Origin of the sequence: Escherichia sp. AM3 (assembly GCF_032029835.1) — a bacterium.
Lineage (GTDB): Bacteria > Pseudomonadota > Gammaproteobacteria > Enterobacterales > Enterobacteriaceae > Escherichia > Escherichia coli.
On the sequence record NZ_JAVUPQ010000013.1, the window covers coordinates 66,397 to 82,540 of the forward strand.

Annotated in this window: 10 protein-coding genes, 1 tRNA gene and 2 pseudogenes; 9 read left to right on the forward strand and 4 right to left on the reverse strand. The window is 52.0% G+C overall.

Translation table 11 applies throughout. The features are described 5' to 3' along the window. The first annotated feature begins 39 nt into the window (after nt 1–39). The 4 genes from rpoZ to recG are packed head-to-tail and all read left to right on the forward strand — an operon-like array spanning nt 40 to nt 5,225. Nucleotides 40–315 carry a DNA-directed RNA polymerase subunit omega gene (rpoZ, locus tag RTW80_RS08160; RefSeq protein WP_000135058.1) on the forward strand — a complete coding sequence of 92 codons (276 nt, stop codon included), beginning with the start codon at nt 40–42 and terminating at the stop codon, nt 313–315. A gap of 18 nt (nt 316–333) precedes the next feature. Continuing rightward, nucleotides 334–2,442 (forward strand): bifunctional GTP diphosphokinase/guanosine-3',5'-bis pyrophosphate 3'-pyrophosphohydrolase, encoded by a 2,109-nt coding sequence (gene spoT, locus RTW80_RS08165; protein WP_000280488.1) that lies wholly within the window; start codon nt 334–336, stop codon nt 2,440–2,442. Between the two features lie 6 nt (nt 2,443–2,448). Then, entirely contained in the window at nt 2,449–3,138 is a 690-nt protein-coding gene (gene trmH / locus RTW80_RS08170) for a tRNA (guanosine(18)-2'-O)-methyltransferase TrmH (protein WP_001070177.1), read from the forward strand. 5 nt (nt 3,139–3,143) lie between these two features. After that, nucleotides 3,144–5,225, forward strand: a complete 2,082-nt coding sequence (recG, locus tag RTW80_RS08175; RefSeq protein WP_000678417.1) for an ATP-dependent DNA helicase RecG — start codon at nt 3,144–3,146, stop codon at nt 5,223–5,225. A gap of 168 nt (nt 5,226–5,393) precedes the next feature. Here the strand turns inward: recG and gltS are convergent, their stop codons facing one another. Next, nucleotides 5,394–6,599, reverse strand: a complete 1,206-nt coding sequence (gene gltS, locus RTW80_RS08180; protein WP_000468836.1) for a sodium/glutamate symporter — start codon at nt 6,597–6,599, stop codon at nt 5,394–5,396. A gap of 279 nt (nt 6,600–6,878) precedes the next feature. Here gltS and xanP point away from each other — a divergent pair, with 279 nt between their 5' ends. Continuing rightward, nucleotides 6,879–8,270 carry a xanthine/proton symporter XanP gene (gene xanP, locus RTW80_RS08185; RefSeq protein ID WP_001295238.1) on the forward strand — a complete coding sequence of 464 codons (1,392 nt, stop codon included), beginning with the start codon at nt 6,879–6,881 and terminating at the stop codon, nt 8,268–8,270. 120 nt (nt 8,271–8,390) lie between these two features. Beyond that, nucleotides 8,391–10,100: an AsmA family protein gene (locus RTW80_RS08190; protein WP_001295239.1), complete on the forward strand. Its 1,710-nt coding sequence runs from the start codon at nt 8,391–8,393 to the stop codon at nt 10,098–10,100. Between the two features lie 52 nt (nt 10,101–10,152). On the opposite strand, the gene yicI is transcribed toward RTW80_RS08190, so the two are convergent. Next, nucleotides 10,153–12,471 carry an alpha-xylosidase gene (gene yicI, locus RTW80_RS08195; RefSeq protein ID WP_312718839.1) on the reverse strand — a complete coding sequence of 773 codons (2,319 nt, stop codon included), beginning with the start codon at nt 12,469–12,471 and terminating at the stop codon, nt 10,153–10,155. 9 nt (nt 12,472–12,480) lie between these two features. After that, nucleotides 12,481–13,863 (reverse strand): glycoside-pentoside-hexuronide family transporter, encoded by a 1,383-nt coding sequence (locus RTW80_RS08200; RefSeq protein WP_000834439.1) that lies wholly within the window; start codon nt 13,861–13,863, stop codon nt 12,481–12,483. Nucleotides 13,864–14,155: 292 nt separating this feature from the next. On the opposite strand from RTW80_RS08200, the gene RTW80_RS08205 reads away from it, so the two are divergent. From RTW80_RS08205 to RTW80_RS08215, 3 genes and pseudogenes are all read left to right on the forward strand, one after another. Next, nucleotides 14,156–14,250, forward strand: a tRNA-Sec gene (locus RTW80_RS08205). A gap of 78 nt (nt 14,251–14,328) precedes the next feature. Next, nucleotides 14,329–14,490 (forward strand): annotated as a pseudogene (gene rhuM, locus RTW80_RS08210) (RhuM family protein); the annotation flags it as partial. 396 nt (nt 14,491–14,886) lie between these two features. Beyond that, nucleotides 14,887–16,068 (forward strand): annotated as a pseudogene (locus tag RTW80_RS08215) (sugar efflux transporter); the annotation flags it as partial. Nucleotides 16,069–16,083: 15 nt separating this feature from the next. Here the strand turns inward: RTW80_RS08215 and RTW80_RS31295 are convergent. Next, on the reverse strand, nt 16,084–16,140 hold the full coding sequence (locus RTW80_RS31295) for an IS1 family transposase (protein WP_003032489.1): 57 nt from the start codon (nt 16,138–16,140) through the stop codon (nt 16,084–16,086). Between the last annotated feature and the right edge of the window lie 4 nt (nt 16,141–16,144).

The following is a 16,144-nucleotide window of genomic DNA, read 5'->3' on the forward strand; positions in this document are numbered from 1 at the left end:
CATGCCCAGTCATTTCTTCACCTGTGGAGCTTTTTAAGTATGGCACGCGTAACTGTTCAGGACGCTGTAGAGAAAATTGGTAACCGTTTTGACCTGGTACTGGTCGCCGCGCGTCGCGCTCGTCAGATGCAGGTAGGCGGAAAGGATCCGCTGGTACCGGAAGAAAACGATAAAACCACTGTAATCGCGCTGCGCGAAATCGAAGAAGGTCTGATCAACAACCAGATCCTCGACGTTCGCGAACGCCAGGAACAGCAAGAGCAGGAAGCCGCTGAATTACAAGCCGTTACCGCTATTGCTGAAGGTCGTCGTTAATCACAAAGCGGGTCGCCCTTGTATCTGTTTGAAAGCCTGAATCAACTGATTCAAACCTACCTGCCGGAAGACCAAATCAAGCGTCTGCGGCAGGCGTATCTCGTTGCACGTGATGCTCACGAGGGGCAAACACGTTCAAGCGGTGAACCCTATATCACGCACCCGGTAGCGGTTGCCTGCATTCTGGCCGAGATGAAACTCGACTATGAAACGCTGATGGCGGCGCTGCTGCATGACGTGATTGAAGATACTCCCGCCACCTACCAGGATATGGAACAGCTTTTTGGTAAAAGCGTCGCCGAGCTGGTAGAGGGGGTGTCGAAACTTGATAAACTCAAGTTCCGCGATAAGAAAGAGGCGCAGGCCGAAAACTTTCGCAAGATGATTATGGCGATGGTGCAGGATATCCGCGTCATCCTCATCAAACTTGCCGACCGTACCCACAACATGCGCACGCTGGGCTCACTTCGCCCGGACAAACGTCGCCGCATCGCCCGTGAAACTCTCGAAATTTATAGCCCGCTGGCGCACCGTTTAGGTATCCACCACATTAAAACCGAACTCGAAGAGCTGGGTTTTGAGGCGCTGTATCCCAACCGTTATCGCGTAATCAAAGAAGTGGTGAAAGCCGCGCGCGGCAACCGTAAAGAGATGATCCAGAAGATTCTTTCTGAAATCGAAGGGCGTTTGCAGGAAGCGGGAATACCGTGCCGCGTCAGTGGTCGCGAGAAGCATCTTTATTCGATTTACTGCAAAATGGTGCTCAAAGAGCAGCGTTTTCACTCGATCATGGACATCTACGCTTTCCGCGTGATCGTCAATGATTCTGACACCTGTTATCGCGTGCTGGGCCAGATGCACAGCCTGTACAAGCCGCGTCCGGGCCGCGTGAAAGACTATATCGCCATTCCAAAAGCGAACGGCTATCAGTCTTTGCACACCTCGATGATCGGCCCGCACGGTGTGCCGGTTGAGGTCCAGATCCGTACCGAAGATATGGACCAGATGGCGGAGATGGGTGTTGCCGCGCACTGGGCTTATAAAGAGCACGGCGAAACCAGTACTACCGCACAAATCCGCGCCCAGCGCTGGATGCAAAGCCTGCTGGAGCTGCAACAGAGCGCCGGTAGTTCGTTTGAATTTATCGAGAGCGTTAAATCCGATCTCTTCCCGGATGAGATTTACGTTTTCACACCGGAAGGGCGCATTGTCGAGCTGCCTGCCGGTGCAACGCCCGTCGACTTCGCTTATGCAGTGCATACCGATATCGGCCATGCCTGCGTGGGCGCACGCGTTGACCGCCAGCCTTACCCGCTGTCGCAGCCGCTTACCAGCGGTCAAACCGTTGAAATCATTACCGCTCCGGGCGCTCGCCCGAATGCCGCGTGGCTGAACTTTGTCGTTAGCTCGAAAGCGCGCGCCAAAATTCGTCAGTTGCTGAAAAACCTCAAGCGTGATGATTCTGTAAGCCTGGGCCGTCGTCTGCTCAACCATGCTTTGGGTGGTAGCCGTAAGCTGAATGAAATCCCGCAGGAAAATATTCAGCGCGAGCTGGATCGCATGAAGCTGGCAACGCTTGACGATCTGCTGGCAGAAATCGGACTTGGTAACGCAATGAGCGTGGTGGTCGCGAAAAATCTGCAACATGGGGACGCCTCCATTCCACCGGCAACCCAAAGCCACGGACATCTGCCCATTAAAGGTGCCGATGGCGTGCTGATCACCTTTGCGAAATGCTGCCGCCCTATTCCTGGCGACCCGATTATCGCCCACGTCAGCCCCGGTAAAGGTCTGGTGATCCACCATGAATCCTGCCGTAATATCCGTGGCTACCAGAAAGAGCCAGAGAAGTTTATGGCTGTGGAATGGGATAAAGAGACGGCGCAGGAGTTCATCACCGAAATCAAGGTGGAGATGTTCAATCATCAGGGTGCGCTGGCAAACCTGACGGCGGCAATTAACACCACGACTTCGAATATTCAAAGTTTGAATACGGAAGAGAAAGATGGTCGCGTCTACAGCGCCTTTATTCGTCTGACCGCTCGTGACCGTGTGCATCTGGCGAATATCATGCGCAAAATCCGCGTGATGCCAGACGTGATTAAAGTCACCCGAAACCGAAATTAATGTTTTATGAACCCAACACGTTATGCACGCATCTGCGAAATGCTCGCCAGGCGGCAGCCTGATCTGACCGTCTGCATGGAGCAGGTCCACAAACCTCATAACGTTTCTGCGATTATTCGTACCGCAGATGCCGTTGGCGTACATGAAGTTCACGCCGTCTGGCCTGGTAGCCGCATGCGCACCATGGCTTCGGCAGCGGCGGGTAGTAACAGCTGGGTACAGGTGAAAACACACCGCACCATTGGCGATGCCGTCGCTCATCTCAAAGGCCAGGGCATGCAGATTCTGGCAACCCATCTTTCTGATAACGCTGTCGATTTCCGCGAAATTGATTACACTCGCCCGACCTGCATTTTGATGGGACAGGAGAAAACGGGCATCACGCAGGAAGCATTGGCCCTGGCGGATCAGGACATCATCATTCCGATGATCGGCATGGTGCAGTCGCTGAATGTTTCCGTTGCCTCAGCCCTCATTCTTTACGAAGCCCAGCGTCAGCGGCAAAATGCAGGCATGTACCTGCGTGAAAACAGCATGTTGCCGGAAGCAGAGCAACAACGCCTGTTGTTTGAAGGCGGCTATCCGGTGCTGGCGAAAGTCGCAAAACGCAAAGGCCTGCCTTATCCCCACGTCAATCAGCAAGGCGAGATCGAAGCTGATGCCGACTGGTGGGCTACTATGCAGGCTGCAGGGTAAGTGCCATGAAAGGTCGCCTGTTAGATGCTGTCCCACTCAGTTCCCTAACGGGCGTTGGCGCAGCACTTAGTAACAAACTGGCGAAAATCAACCTGCATACCGTGCAGGATCTACTCTTACACCTTCCCCTGCGCTACGAAGATCGCACCCATCTCTACCCCATCGGAGAACTACTGCCGGGCGTTTATGCCACGGTGGAAGGCGAAGTGCTGAACTGCAATATCTCCTTCGGCGGTCGGCGGATGATGACCTGCCAGATCAGCGACGGTTCCGGCATCCTCACCATGCGCTTTTTCAATTTCAGCGCGGCAATGAAAAATAGCCTGGCGGCGGGCCGCCGTGTACTGGCTTATGGAGAAGCAAAGCGCGGTAAATATGGTGCGGAGATGATCCACCCGGAATACCGCGTGCAAGGCGATCTCAGCACGCCAGAGTTACAGGAAACGCTCACGCCGGTTTACCCAACTACGGAAGGCGTAAAGCAGGCCACGCTGCGTAAATTAACCGACCAGGCGCTGGATCTGCTCGACACCTGCGCCATTGAAGAACTCCTGCCGCCGGAACTGTCACAAGGAATGATGACGCTGCCAGAAGCGTTGCGCACTTTGCATCGCCCGCCACCGACTTTGCAGCTTAGCGATCTGGAAACCGGACAGCATCCGGCGCAACGTCGTCTGATTCTGGAAGAACTGCTGGCGCATAACCTCAGCATGTTAGCCTTACGCGCCGGAGCGCAACGTTTCCATGCCCAGCCGCTGAGCGCCAATGACACGCTGAAAAATAAACTTCTTGCCGCCTTACCGTTCAAGCCAACGGGCGCTCAGGCTCGCGTGGTGGCGGAGATCGAGCGCGATTTGGCGCTGGATGTGCCGATGATGCGCCTGGTACAGGGCGATGTAGGTTCCGGTAAAACGCTGGTCGCTGCCCTCGCCGCGCTGCGTGCGATTGCCCACGGCAAACAGGTGGCATTGATGGCACCAACCGAATTACTCGCCGAACAGCACGCCAATAACTTCCGTAACTGGTTTGCACCGCTTGGTATCGAAGTGGGCTGGCTCGCCGGTAAGCAGAAAGGTAAAGCGCGGCTGGCACAGCAGGAAGCTATCGCCAGCGGTCAGGTGCAGATGATTGTCGGTACACACGCCATCTTCCAGGAACAGGTGCTGTTTAACGGCCTGGCGCTGGTGATTATCGACGAACAGCATCGTTTTGGCGTGCATCAGCGTCTGGCGTTATGGGAGAAAGGCCAGCAGCAAGGCTTCCATCCTCATCAGTTGATCATGACCGCCACGCCGATCCCCCGAACGCTGGCAATGACTGCGTATGCTGATCTCGATACCTCGGTGATAGATGAGCTGCCGCCAGGCCGCACGCCAGTGACTACGGTCGCTATTCCTGATACCCGCCGTACCGACATTATTGACCGCGTGCGCCACGCCTGCATAACTGAAGGTCGTCAGGCATACTGGGTTTGTACGTTGATTGAAGAGTCGGAATTGCTGGAAGCGCAGGCGGCGGAAGCTACCTGGGAAGAGTTGAAACTGGCGCTACCAGAGTTGAACGTTGGCCTGGTACACGGGCGGATGAAACCTGCCGAGAAACAGGCGGTGATGGCGTCGTTTAAACAAGGTGAGCTACACCTGCTGGTTGCCACAACCGTTATTGAAGTCGGCGTTGATGTGCCTAACGCCAGTCTGATGATTATCGAAAACCCGGAGCGTCTGGGTCTGGCGCAGTTACACCAGCTGCGCGGGCGCGTAGGTCGTGGCGCGGTGGCTTCTCACTGCGTGCTGCTCTACAAAACGCCGCTTTCTAAAACGGCGCAAATTCGCCTGCAAGTGCTGCGCGACAGTAACGACGGTTTTGTGATTGCGCAAAAAGATCTGGAGATTCGCGGCCCTGGCGAATTGTTAGGCACGCGTCAGACGGGTAATGCTGAATTTAAAGTGGCGGATTTACTGCGCGATCAGGCGATGATCCCGGAAGTTCAGCGCCTGGCACGCCATATTCACGAACGTTACCCACAACAGGCAAAAGCCCTGATAGAACGCTGGATGCCGGAGACGGAACGTTACTCGAATGCGTAAAAGGCGGCAGTGAGAAGACCGCCATTTCAGGTTACCCTACCTTCCTGCCGGATGCGATTCATCACCCTACAAATTCAATAAATTATGAATCAATACGCAGGCTTGATAAGCGAAGCGTATCAGGCATTTGTCTTTGTTGCGGCGGCACTTCTACCGCCGCTTTATCGGTTAACCGGCAAAAATCGGCAACATCAAATACAACTTAATTACCAGCGCATTGACGATATCGATAAAGAACGCACCGACCATCGGCACCACCAAAAACGCCATGTGCGACGGGCCAAAACGTTCAGTGATCGCCTGCATGTTGGCGATTGCCGTTGGCGTTGCACCGAGGCCAAAACCACAGTGACCCGCAGCCAGCACTGCCGCATCGTAGTTTTTGCCCATCATGCGCCAGGTAACGAAGATGGCATACAACGCCATGAAGATGGTCTGTACCACCAGAATCGCCAGCATCGGCAGCGCCAGCGAAGCCAGCTCCCACAGTTTCAGCCCCATCAACGCCATCGCCAGGAACAACGACAAGCTTACGTTACCCAGCACGGATACCGCACGCTCAAAGACGCGGTAAAAGCCCATCATTGACAGACCGTTGCTCAGAATCACGCCAACAAACAGTACACAGACGAAGGTCGGCAGTTCAAAAGCAGTGCCAGCCAAAAGTTGCGCAACAATTTTCCCCACCGTCAGGCAGATAGCAATCAGCGCGATAGTTTCAATCAGCACCAACGAGGTGATCATGCGGCCCACATCCGGCTTTTCAAACGCCGTCGGGACTTCCTGGTCATCCGGAATACCGTTCGGCGTGGTGGAGTGTTTCACCAGATAGCGCGCTACCGGACCGCCAATCAAGCCGCCCAGCACCAAACCGAACGTTGCACAGGCCATCGCCACTTCTGTCGCATTGGTGAAGCCATAACGTTCAATGAACAATTTACTCCACGCAGCGCCCGTACCGTGACCGCCGGAAAGCGTAATAGAACCGGCCAACAGCCCCATCAGCGGATCAAGCCCTAACAGGCTAGCCATACCAATGCCAATGGCATTTTGCATCACCAACAGACCAACAACCACAATCAAGAAGATGCCAACCACACGCCCACCGGCACGCAAACTGGCAATGTTGGCGTTCAGGCCAATGGTGGCGAAGAAAGCCAGCATTAACGGATCGCGCAGGGACATATCAAAGTTGACTTCCCAGCCCATGCTTTTTTTCAGTACCAGTAGCGCTAGCGCCACCAACAAACCACCCGCAACAGGTTCCGGTATGGTGTATTTCTTCAAAAAGGAGACGGAATGGACCAACTTACGCCCGAGCAGCAACGTCAGCGTTGCGGCAACAAGCGTTGCTAAAGTATCGAGATGAAACATAGTTACTCCTTTGTATCCGCATCACTCTTTCATACTCGTCATACTTCATCGCGCAGTGGCAACCTCATGAACTATGACGGGTATCGAGTTATGCTTTCCTGGGTCAAATTCTCAGCTGTTAATGAACAAATGGCATGGATTTTAAGCAGAAAAATACCAAAAGTTATATAAAAAAGTGCATTTATCTCATTTAAATATTTAGATGAGGATGTGGCAAACGTTTGCTTTTCTCTTTCGGTCAGCTAAAATGCCCGCTTTGCTACCACGGGATTGTTTTCGATGTCTGTTTCCACCCTCGAGTCAGAAAATGCGCAACCGGTTGCGCAGACTCAAAACAGCGAACTGATTTACCGTCTTGAAGATCGTCCGCCGCTTCCTCAAACCCTGTTTGCCGCCTGTCAGCATCTGCTGGCGATGTTCGTTGCGGTGATCACGCCAGCGCTATTAATCTGCCAGGCGCTGGGTTTACCGGCACAAGACACGCAACACATTATTAGTATGTCGCTGTTTGCCTCCGGTGTGGCATCGATTATTCAAATTAAGGCCTGGGGTCCGGTTGGCTCCGGGCTGTTGTCTATTCAGGGCACCAGCTTCAACTTTGTTGCCCCGCTGATTATGGGCGGTACCGCGCTGAAAACCGGTGGTGCTGATGTTCCTACCATGATGGCGGCTTTGTTCGGCACGTTGATGCTGGCAAGTTGCACCGAGATGGTGATCTCCCGCGTTCTGCATCTGGCGCGCCGCATTATTACGCCGCTGGTTTCTGGCGTTGTGGTGATGATTATCGGCCTGTCGCTAATTCAGGTTGGGTTAACGTCCATTGGCGGCGGTTACGCAGCCATGAGCGATAACACCTTCGGCGCACCGAAAAATCTGCTGCTGGCAGGCGTGGTCTTAGCCTTAATTATCCTGCTTAACCGTCAACGTAACCCTTACTTACGCGTGGCCTCACTGGTGATTGCGATGGCGGCCGGATATGCGCTGGCGTGGTTTATGGGCATGTTGCCAGAAAGCAACGAACCGATGACGCAAGAACTGATTATGGTGCCAACGCCGCTCTATTACGGTCTTGGCATTGAATGGAGTCTGCTGCTGCCGCTGATGCTGGTCTTTATGATCACTTCGCTGGAAACCATTGGCGATATCACGGCGACCTCTGACGTTTCCGAACAGCCAGTGTCCGGTCCGCTGTACATGAAACGCCTGAAAGGTGGCGTGCTGGCAAACGGCCTGAACTCGTTTGTTTCGGCGGTGTTTAACACCTTCCCGAACTCCTGCTTCGGGCAAAACAACGGAGTGATCCAGTTGACTGGTGTTGCCAGCCGCTATGTCGGTTTTGTCGTCGCGCTGATGTTGATCGTGCTGGGTCTGTTCCCGGCAGTGAGCGGTTTTGTACAACACATTCCAGAACCGGTTCTGGGCGGCGCAACGCTTGTAATGTTTGGCACCATCGCCGCCTCCGGTGTGCGTATCGTTTCTCGTGAGCCGCTGAACCGTCGGGCGATTCTGATTATCGCGCTGTCGCTGGCGGTTGGTCTGGGCGTGTCTCAGCAGCCGCTGATTTTGCAGTTTGCCCCTGAATGGCTGAAAAACCTGCTCTCCTCCGGGATCGCCGCGGGCGGTATTACTGCCATCGTGCTGAATCTGATTTTCCCACCAGAAAAACAGTAATTCACTGGCGGCGGTAAGATAATTACCGCCGCAGTCTCACCTCTTTAACCATTCCCGCCTTGAGGATTGCGCGTAAATCGTGCATAACTCCCTTATGTGCATTTCACGGGATGGAAGACCATGAAATTTATTGGGAAGCTGCTTCTCTACATTCTCATCGCTCTGTTAGTGGCGATCGCTGGCCTCTATTTTCTTCTGCAAACCCGCTGGGGAGCAGAACATATCAGCGCATGGGTTTCCGAGAATAGCGACTATCATCTGGCCTTCGGGGCGATGGATCACCGTTTTTCCGCGCCATCTCATATCGTGCTGGAGAACGTCACGTTTGGTCGTGATGGCCAGCCCGCGACCCTGGTGGCCAAAAGTGTCGACATTGCGCTAAGCAGTCGGCAACTGACCGAACCACGCCATGTCGATACCATCCTGCTGGAAAACGGGACGCTGAATCTCACCGACCAGACCGCGCCGCTACCGTTCAAAGCCGATCGTCTGCAACTGCGTGATATGGCGTTTAATAGCCCGAATAGCGAATGGAAACTGAGCGCGCAGCGGGTAAATGGCGGCGTAGTTCCGTGGTCACCAAAAGCCGGTAAAGTGCTGGGTACGAAGGCGCAGATTCAGTTTAGTGCCGGATCGCTTTCGCTCAATGATGTTCCTGCCACCAATGTACTGATTGAAGGCAGTATTGATAACGATCGCGTTACGCTGACTAACCTGGGTGCCGACATCGCGCGCGGGACATTAACCGGAAACGCGCAGCGTAACGCCGACGGCAGCTGGCAAGTGGAAAACCTGCGCATGGCGGATATCCGTCTACAAAGCGAAAAATCGCTAACCGACTTCTTTGCGCCATTACGCTCTGTCCCGTCGTTGCAGATTGGTCGCCTGGAAGTGATCGATGCTCGTTTGCAAGGTCCGGACTGGGCGGTGACCGACCTCGATCTCAGCTTGCGCAACATGACCTTCAGTAAAGATGACTGGCAGACACAAGAAGGCAAACTGTCGATGAACGCTAGCGAGTTCATTTATGGTTCGCTGCATTTATTTGACCCGATTATAAACGCGGAATTTTCCCCGCAGGGCGTAGCGCTGCGCCAGTTCACCAGCCGCTGGGAAGGGGGTATGGTCAGAACGTCAGGGAACTGGCTGCGTGACGGGAAAACGTTGATCCTTGATGATGCGGCAATTGCCGGGCTGGAATATACCTTGCCGAAAAACTGGCAACAGTTGTGGATGGAAACGACACCCGGTTGGTTAAACAGCCTGCAACTGAAGAGATTTAGCGCCAGCCGCAATCTGATCATTGATATCGACCCTGACTTCCCGTGGCAGCTCACCACGCTCGATGGTTACGGTGCCAACCTGACGCTGGTTACCGATCATAAATGGGGCGTCTGGAGTGGCTCGGCGAATCTGAATGCCGCCGCCGCGACATTCAATCGTGTTGATGTTCGTCGCCCGTCGCTGGCGCTGACCGCCAACAGCAGCACGGTGAATATCAGCGAACTGAGTGCATTTACTGAAAAAGGCATTCTGGAAGCCACTGCCAGTGTTTCACAAACGCCACAACGTCAGACCCATATCAGCCTGAATGGACGCGGTGTGCCGGTGAATATTTTGCAACAATGGGGATGGCCTGAATTACCGTTGACTGGCGACGGCAATATTCAGCTTACCGCCAGTGGAGATATTCAGGCCAATGCCCCGCTGAAACCTACGGTTAGCGGGCAATTGCATGCCGTGAACGCCGCAAAGCAGCAAGTGACTCAAACCATGAATGCTGGCATCGTTTCCAGCGGTGAAGTTACATCGACGGAGCCGGTGCGGTAAACATCAATCTCGCCGGGTACGACTCAGACGTACCCGGCATTCCATCAATAGATTACAACGTAATTGTCAGCGCATTCCCTTGAGGCTTCACCACCAGCCCCTGCTCACTTTCAGCCTGCGAACCGTCTTGCAGACCATTTACTTTCACAACATTGCGCAGGCACAGTGTCCAGTTCTTCGCCTCGCCCGCACCAGTCACAGTAATCGTGTTGCCAGTACGTGCTGCTTTTAAAGTAAAGATCACCGATCCGTCAGCAGCGGGCACTTCACAGACGGCTTCATGCCCGTCTTGCAGATTAAAGAGGTGGAATGCCGTGCCTTCGTGCCACACGTAATCGGGACGTTGATCGTTGTTGCCCAGCGCCAGTAGAGTGTTATCACGCACATAAACGGGCAGACTCAGGAAGCCGTGCTGCTGTTTATGCCAGCGACTACCGTCGAGTTCATCGTTGTGCCACAGGTGTGTCCAGCGACCTTCCGGCAGGTAGAACTGCACATCGCCCGCTTCAGTGAACACCGGCGCAACCATCACGTTGTCGCCTAACATGTATTGACGGTCAAGGTAATCACAAGCCGGATCGTCCGGGAACTCCATCATCATGGCCCGCATCATCGGCGTACCCCGCGCGTTCGCACGCGCAGCTTCACGATACAGATACGGCATCATGCGGCATTTCAGTTGCGTGAAGAAGCGCACCACATCACAGGACTCATCATCGTAGGCCCACGGCACACGATAAGATTTGCTACCGTGTAAACGGCTATGGCTGGAGAGCAAACCAAACGCGCACCAGCGTTTGTAAACGTGCGCCGGAGCGGTATTTTCAAAGCCGCCGATATCGTGGCTCCAGAAGCCAAAACCTGAAAGGCCAATAGACAAACCACCGCGCAGGCTTTCCGCCATTGATTCGTAGTTAGCGTAACAATCGCCACCCCAGTGTACCGGGAATTTCTGCGCACCGACGGAGGCCGAGCGGGCAAACAAGACAGCTTCTTCCTCACCAACGGTGTCCTTGAGCACGTTCCACACCAGTTCGTTGTAGATGTACGCATAATGGTTATGCATTTTCTGCGGATCGGAACCGTCAAACCACTGAACATCAGTTGGGATACGTTCGCCAAAGTCGGTCTTAAAGCAATCAACGCCCATCGTGACCAGACCTTTCAGTTTGTCGGCGTACCATTTGCAGGCATCCGGATTGGTAAAGTTATAAATCGCCAGACCTGGCTGCCATTTATCCCACTGCCATAGCGAACCGTCCGGGCGTTTGAGTAAATAGCCTTTCTCTTGTAACTCTTTAAAGACGGGGGATTTTTGACCGATATAGGGGTTAATCCAGACGCAGATTTTCAGCCCTTTCGCTTTCAGGCGGCGGATCATCCCTTCCGGGTCAGGGAAAGTCAGCGGGTCCCACTCAAAATCGCACCACTGGAAGGCTTTCATCCAGAAACAGTCAAAGTGGAAAACATGCAGCGGCAGATTGCGTTCCGCCATACCATCGATAAAGCTGTTTACCGTCGCTTCGTCGTAGTTGGTGGTAAATGAAGTGGTTAGCCACAGGCCGAAGGACCACGCGGGCGGCAGCGCCGGACGACCAGTAAAGCGGGTATAACGATCAAGTACCGCTTTCGGCGTCGGGCCGTCGATAACAAAGTATTCGAGATATTCACTCTCAACGCTGAACTGCACTTTGGAGACTTTCTCCGATCCCACTTCAAAAGAGACACACTGGGGATGATTGACCAGTACCCCATAACCACGGTTAGTCATGTAGAACGGGATATTTTTATACGCCTGTTCAGTACTTGTGCCGCCGTCCCGGTTCCAAGTCTCTACCGTCTGGCCATTGCGCACCAGGGCAGTAAAGCGCTCTCCCAGACCGTAAACTGTTTCGCCAACGCCAAGATCAAGCCGCTCAAACATATAATTGCGTTGATTATTCGTGTCCTGCACGTAGCCATTATTTTTCACCTGACTACCGGTAATACGTTCGCCGTTGCGCAGAAAATCCAGTGACCAGAACTCACCTTTGCTGACACGCGCGCTTAAGTTGCCACTTTTAAACTCAGCATAACGTTCTGTGTTTTCGATTGTGACCTTCACGTCCTGCAAAATATTGAGCGGATAATGAGGACCGTTATTCAGCGCCCCCTGAAAATGCTCAATCCGCACACCGACAATACCTTCCTGTGGGGAGAAAAAGCGCAGCGTAAATAAAGGCGTGTCAAGCTGCCAGGTACGTTCACGTACATCACGGGGGGCAGCATAGACCACCATTTCATTATCCTGCTGTTCAACCTCGAACATCTGAAGCGGGTGAATCAAATTGAGGCCAGGTTGAATCAACCAGTTTCCATCGCTAATTTTCATTGCCGTTCCTTAGTTCTGCACTTCTTGAGAGGTGAATTGTTGCTGGCAACGGCGTTTACCCTGAGCCAGCTGTTCCATAACGGTTTTCAGATTGTGCGTCGTGAGTGAGTAGTAGCGTTTAGCGATAATCGCGCTCAGCAAATAACAGATCGCCGGAACAATCGTGAATAGCGCAATAATGATGCTAATCGTGGCGCTGTTCTGCGCTTTTTCTGCCGCATCATATCCGCCATAAGCCAGCATCCAGCCGATAAGAGCGCCGCCGAAGGCCAACCCCAGTTTGAGCACAAACAGCGTGCCAGCAAAACTGATCCCGGTCAGGCGTTTACCATTGCACCACTCGCCGTAGTCGACGGTATCGGACATCATTACCCACTGGATAGGTGTCACCAGTTGATGCAACACACCAATCACGAAGATGAAGACAAACATAGTGATGCTGGCCTGCATGGGAACAAAGAACATCGCGAGGCTAATCACTGCCAGCAGGGCGTTCGTCCACCAGAAGATAGTGACTTTACATTTCCAGTCGGTCAGAGGTTTTGCCAGTGCGGAACCAATCAGGTTACCCACGCAATAAGTGGTGAGAAAAGCGACAAACACTTCCGGCGTGCCCAAAATCCATGTGACGTAATACATCATCGCCCCACCGCGTACGCACACCGCCAGGATATTGAAAATGGTTAGTAAACCGACAATCCGCCACTGGTCGTTTTGCCAGATATCACGTAAATCTTCCCGCATAGACGTTGTTGTAGGTGGTGCTTCAACGCGTTCTTTAGTGGTGAAGAAACAAAATGCCAGCATCATGAATGCCACCACGGAAAGGACCGCGATACCGCCCTGGAAACCGAGTGGTTTATTATCACCGCCAATTAAATTAACCAGTGGCATCATCAGAACAGTAGAAAGCATGCCTCCCGCGGTCGCCAGCACAAAACGCCAGGATTGCAGCGAGATACGCTGAGTCGGGTCATTGGTGATTACACCACCCAATGCGCAGTAAGGGATATTGACGACGGTATAAAGTAAGGTAAGTAGGGTGTAAGTAATTGCTGCATAGATCATTTTGCCGTTCATACTGAGATCTGGCGTGCTATAGGCCAGTACACAGACGATCCCGAATGGCAGTGCGCCAAACAGTACCCACGGACGAAATTTACCCCAGCGAGAGCGCGTTCGATCGGCCAACAACCCCATGCAAGGATCGGAAATCGCATCCAGTGCACGAGCGACCAAAAACATGGTTCCGACAAAACCGGCAGGAATGCCAAAAATATCGGTATAAAAGAACATCATATATAACATTACGTTATCGAAAATAATGTGGCTGGCGGCGTCTCCCATGCCATAACCAATTTTCTCTTTAACGGACAACACTTCACTCTTCATCTGCTTTTCCTTGATGCTATAGGGGTGCTGAGACCGATAACGCATTTTGTAAACCATCCCTGTGAGAGCGAATATTCCGATATCTGGTTATTAATTTATGATTCTTGTTTTATGTGATCGTGGTAGCGTTAATTCCGCTCATATATCATTGTAAAATATGGGTTTTATATGAACTATAATGCTTTCGTGATAATACGCTGCGTGTATTAGGCGGAAAAAACTGATCTGGAGGATGTAGAAACTCAAGGAAGTAGCTATAATGCGCCCCGCCTCCATGTAGCAATCGAGGCGCGGAAGATCGTCGTCTCCGGTGAGGCGGCTGGACTTCAAATCCAGTTGGGGCCGCCAGCGGTCCCGGGCAGGTTCGACTCCTGTGATCTTCCGCCAAAATGCCTCTCCTGACGTTCTCCAACCCCTTGTAATACTGTCAATCCAGATATTTTCTACTGCTCAATATTCAATCGGCTTCAGGAATACCTGGTCTAAGGTTTTGTGATGGACGATGAGCGGCTGAAGAATCCGCCTGTCGGTTCTTCTGTCCTCGAACGCATCCGCGATATTCACGCCAGTATGCGCCGTGTTTATTTGCAGGTGATTTGCCCCCCTGCTGACTCTCAGCCAACTGTATCGCCATTAAGGTGAAGATGTTGTTTTACTCGCCCCAGAACATCCTTTTTTATACGACTATTCTATTTCTTTAACCGCTGGCGAAAAAAACTGAATATAAACTTCACCAATAATCAGACTGCCATCAAGATTAATTTGTTCATTTAATATATCAAATCAACTTGTTTTATTTTTACTATCAAAAATAGCTCATTGCCTTACTATAATTAATATATAAATTCGGTAATTAATTCTTAACATGCTTTTGCTAATAATCTCAATTGCTGGCCCTATAATATTGCGCTAGCATTGCTTTCTGGTTGTATCAGCGATACTCAAAAATTCTTAATACAATACTCATTCGACTGGTACTTATTTGTAACTCAGTTATATTTTTTCGCCCGGTGATTCAGAAGAATGCAAAAAACGGCTACCACTCCATCAAAAATACTTGATCTCACTGCCGCGGCATTTTTACTTGTCGCCTTTCTGACGGGTATTGCGGGCGCTCTTCAGACTCCTACCCTAAGTATATTCCTCGCAGATGAACTGAAAGCCCGTCCTATAATGGTAGGTTTTTTCTTCACCGGTAGCGCTATTATGGGAATTCTGGTCAGTCAATTTCTGGCAAGGCACTCCGATAAACAAGGCGACCGTAAATTACTGATTCTGCTATGTTGCTTATTTGGAGTGCTGGCCTGCACGCTTTTTGCGTGGAATCGCAACTACTTCATTCTCCTCTCAACGGGCGTACTTCTGAGTAGTTTTGCTTCCACCGCAAACCCGCAAATGTTCGCCCTCGCCCGTGAACACGCCGACAGAACAGGCCGTGAGACGGTCATGTTCAGTACATTTTTACGTGCTCAGATCTCGCTTGCCTGGGTTATCGGGCCACCGCTCGCTTATGAACTGGCAATGGGATTTAGTTTTAAAGTGATGTATCTCACCGCTGCCATCGCATTTGTTGTTTGCGGGCTGATAGTCTGGTTGTTTTTGCCATCAATACAAAGAAATATTCCTGTCGTTACCCAACCCGTAGAAATTTTACCCTCCACCCACAGGAAGCGGGATACGCGGCTACTTTTTGTGGTCTGTTCAATGATGTGGGCGGCGAATAATCTCTACATGATAAATATGCCGCTATTTATTATTGATGAACTGCATCTAACCGATAAACTGGCTGGAGAAATGATTGGTATCGCTGCCGGTCTGGAAATTCCGATGATGTTAATCGCAGGCTATTACATGAAACGTATTGGCAAGCGACTATTAATGCTCATTGCTATCGTGAGTGGAATGTGTTTTTACGCCAGCGTACTCATGGCGACGACTCCGGCGGTTGAGCTGGAATTGCAAATTCTTAATGCCATCTTCCTTGGTATTCTCTGTGGTATCGGCATGCTTTATTTTCAGGACCTGATGCCTGAAAAAATAGGCTCTGCGACAACGTTATATGCAAATACTTCACGCGTCGGCTGGATTATCGCCGGCTCTGTTGACGGAATTATGGTTGAAATCTGGAGCTACCATGCGTTGTTCTGGCTGGCGATAGGGATGTTGGGTATTGCGATGATTTGCCTGCTGTTTATTAAAGATATTGGTAATGACTCCAACTTATTGATAGTGTTTTATGTTCAGATAATGCCCGATGACTTTGTCATGCAGCTCCACCGAT

What these genes read in the sequence shown, in the direction of transcription:
- yicI (WP_312718839.1), bottom strand. Translation starts at nt 12,471, where the DNA reads ATGAAAATTAGCGATGGAAACTGGTTGATTCAACCTGGCCTCAATTTG.
- xanP (WP_001295238.1), top strand. Translation starts at nt 6,879, where the DNA reads ATGTCTGTTTCCACCCTCGAGTCAGAAAATGCGCAACCGGTTGCGCAG.
- trmH (WP_001070177.1), top strand. Translation starts at nt 2,449, where the DNA reads ATGAACCCAACACGTTATGCACGCATCTGCGAAATGCTCGCCAGGCGG.
- RTW80_RS08200 (WP_000834439.1), bottom strand. Translation starts at nt 13,863, where the DNA reads ATGAAGAGTGAAGTGTTGTCCGTTAAAGAGAAAATTGGTTATGGCATG.
- rpoZ (WP_000135058.1), top strand. Translation starts at nt 40, where the DNA reads ATGGCACGCGTAACTGTTCAGGACGCTGTAGAGAAAATTGGTAACCGT.
- recG (WP_000678417.1), top strand. Translation starts at nt 3,144, where the DNA reads ATGAAAGGTCGCCTGTTAGATGCTGTCCCACTCAGTTCCCTAACGGGC.
- RTW80_RS08190 (WP_001295239.1), top strand. Translation starts at nt 8,391, where the DNA reads ATGAAATTTATTGGGAAGCTGCTTCTCTACATTCTCATCGCTCTGTTA.
- gltS (WP_000468836.1), bottom strand. Translation starts at nt 6,599, where the DNA reads ATGTTTCATCTCGATACTTTAGCAACGCTTGTTGCCGCAACGCTGACG.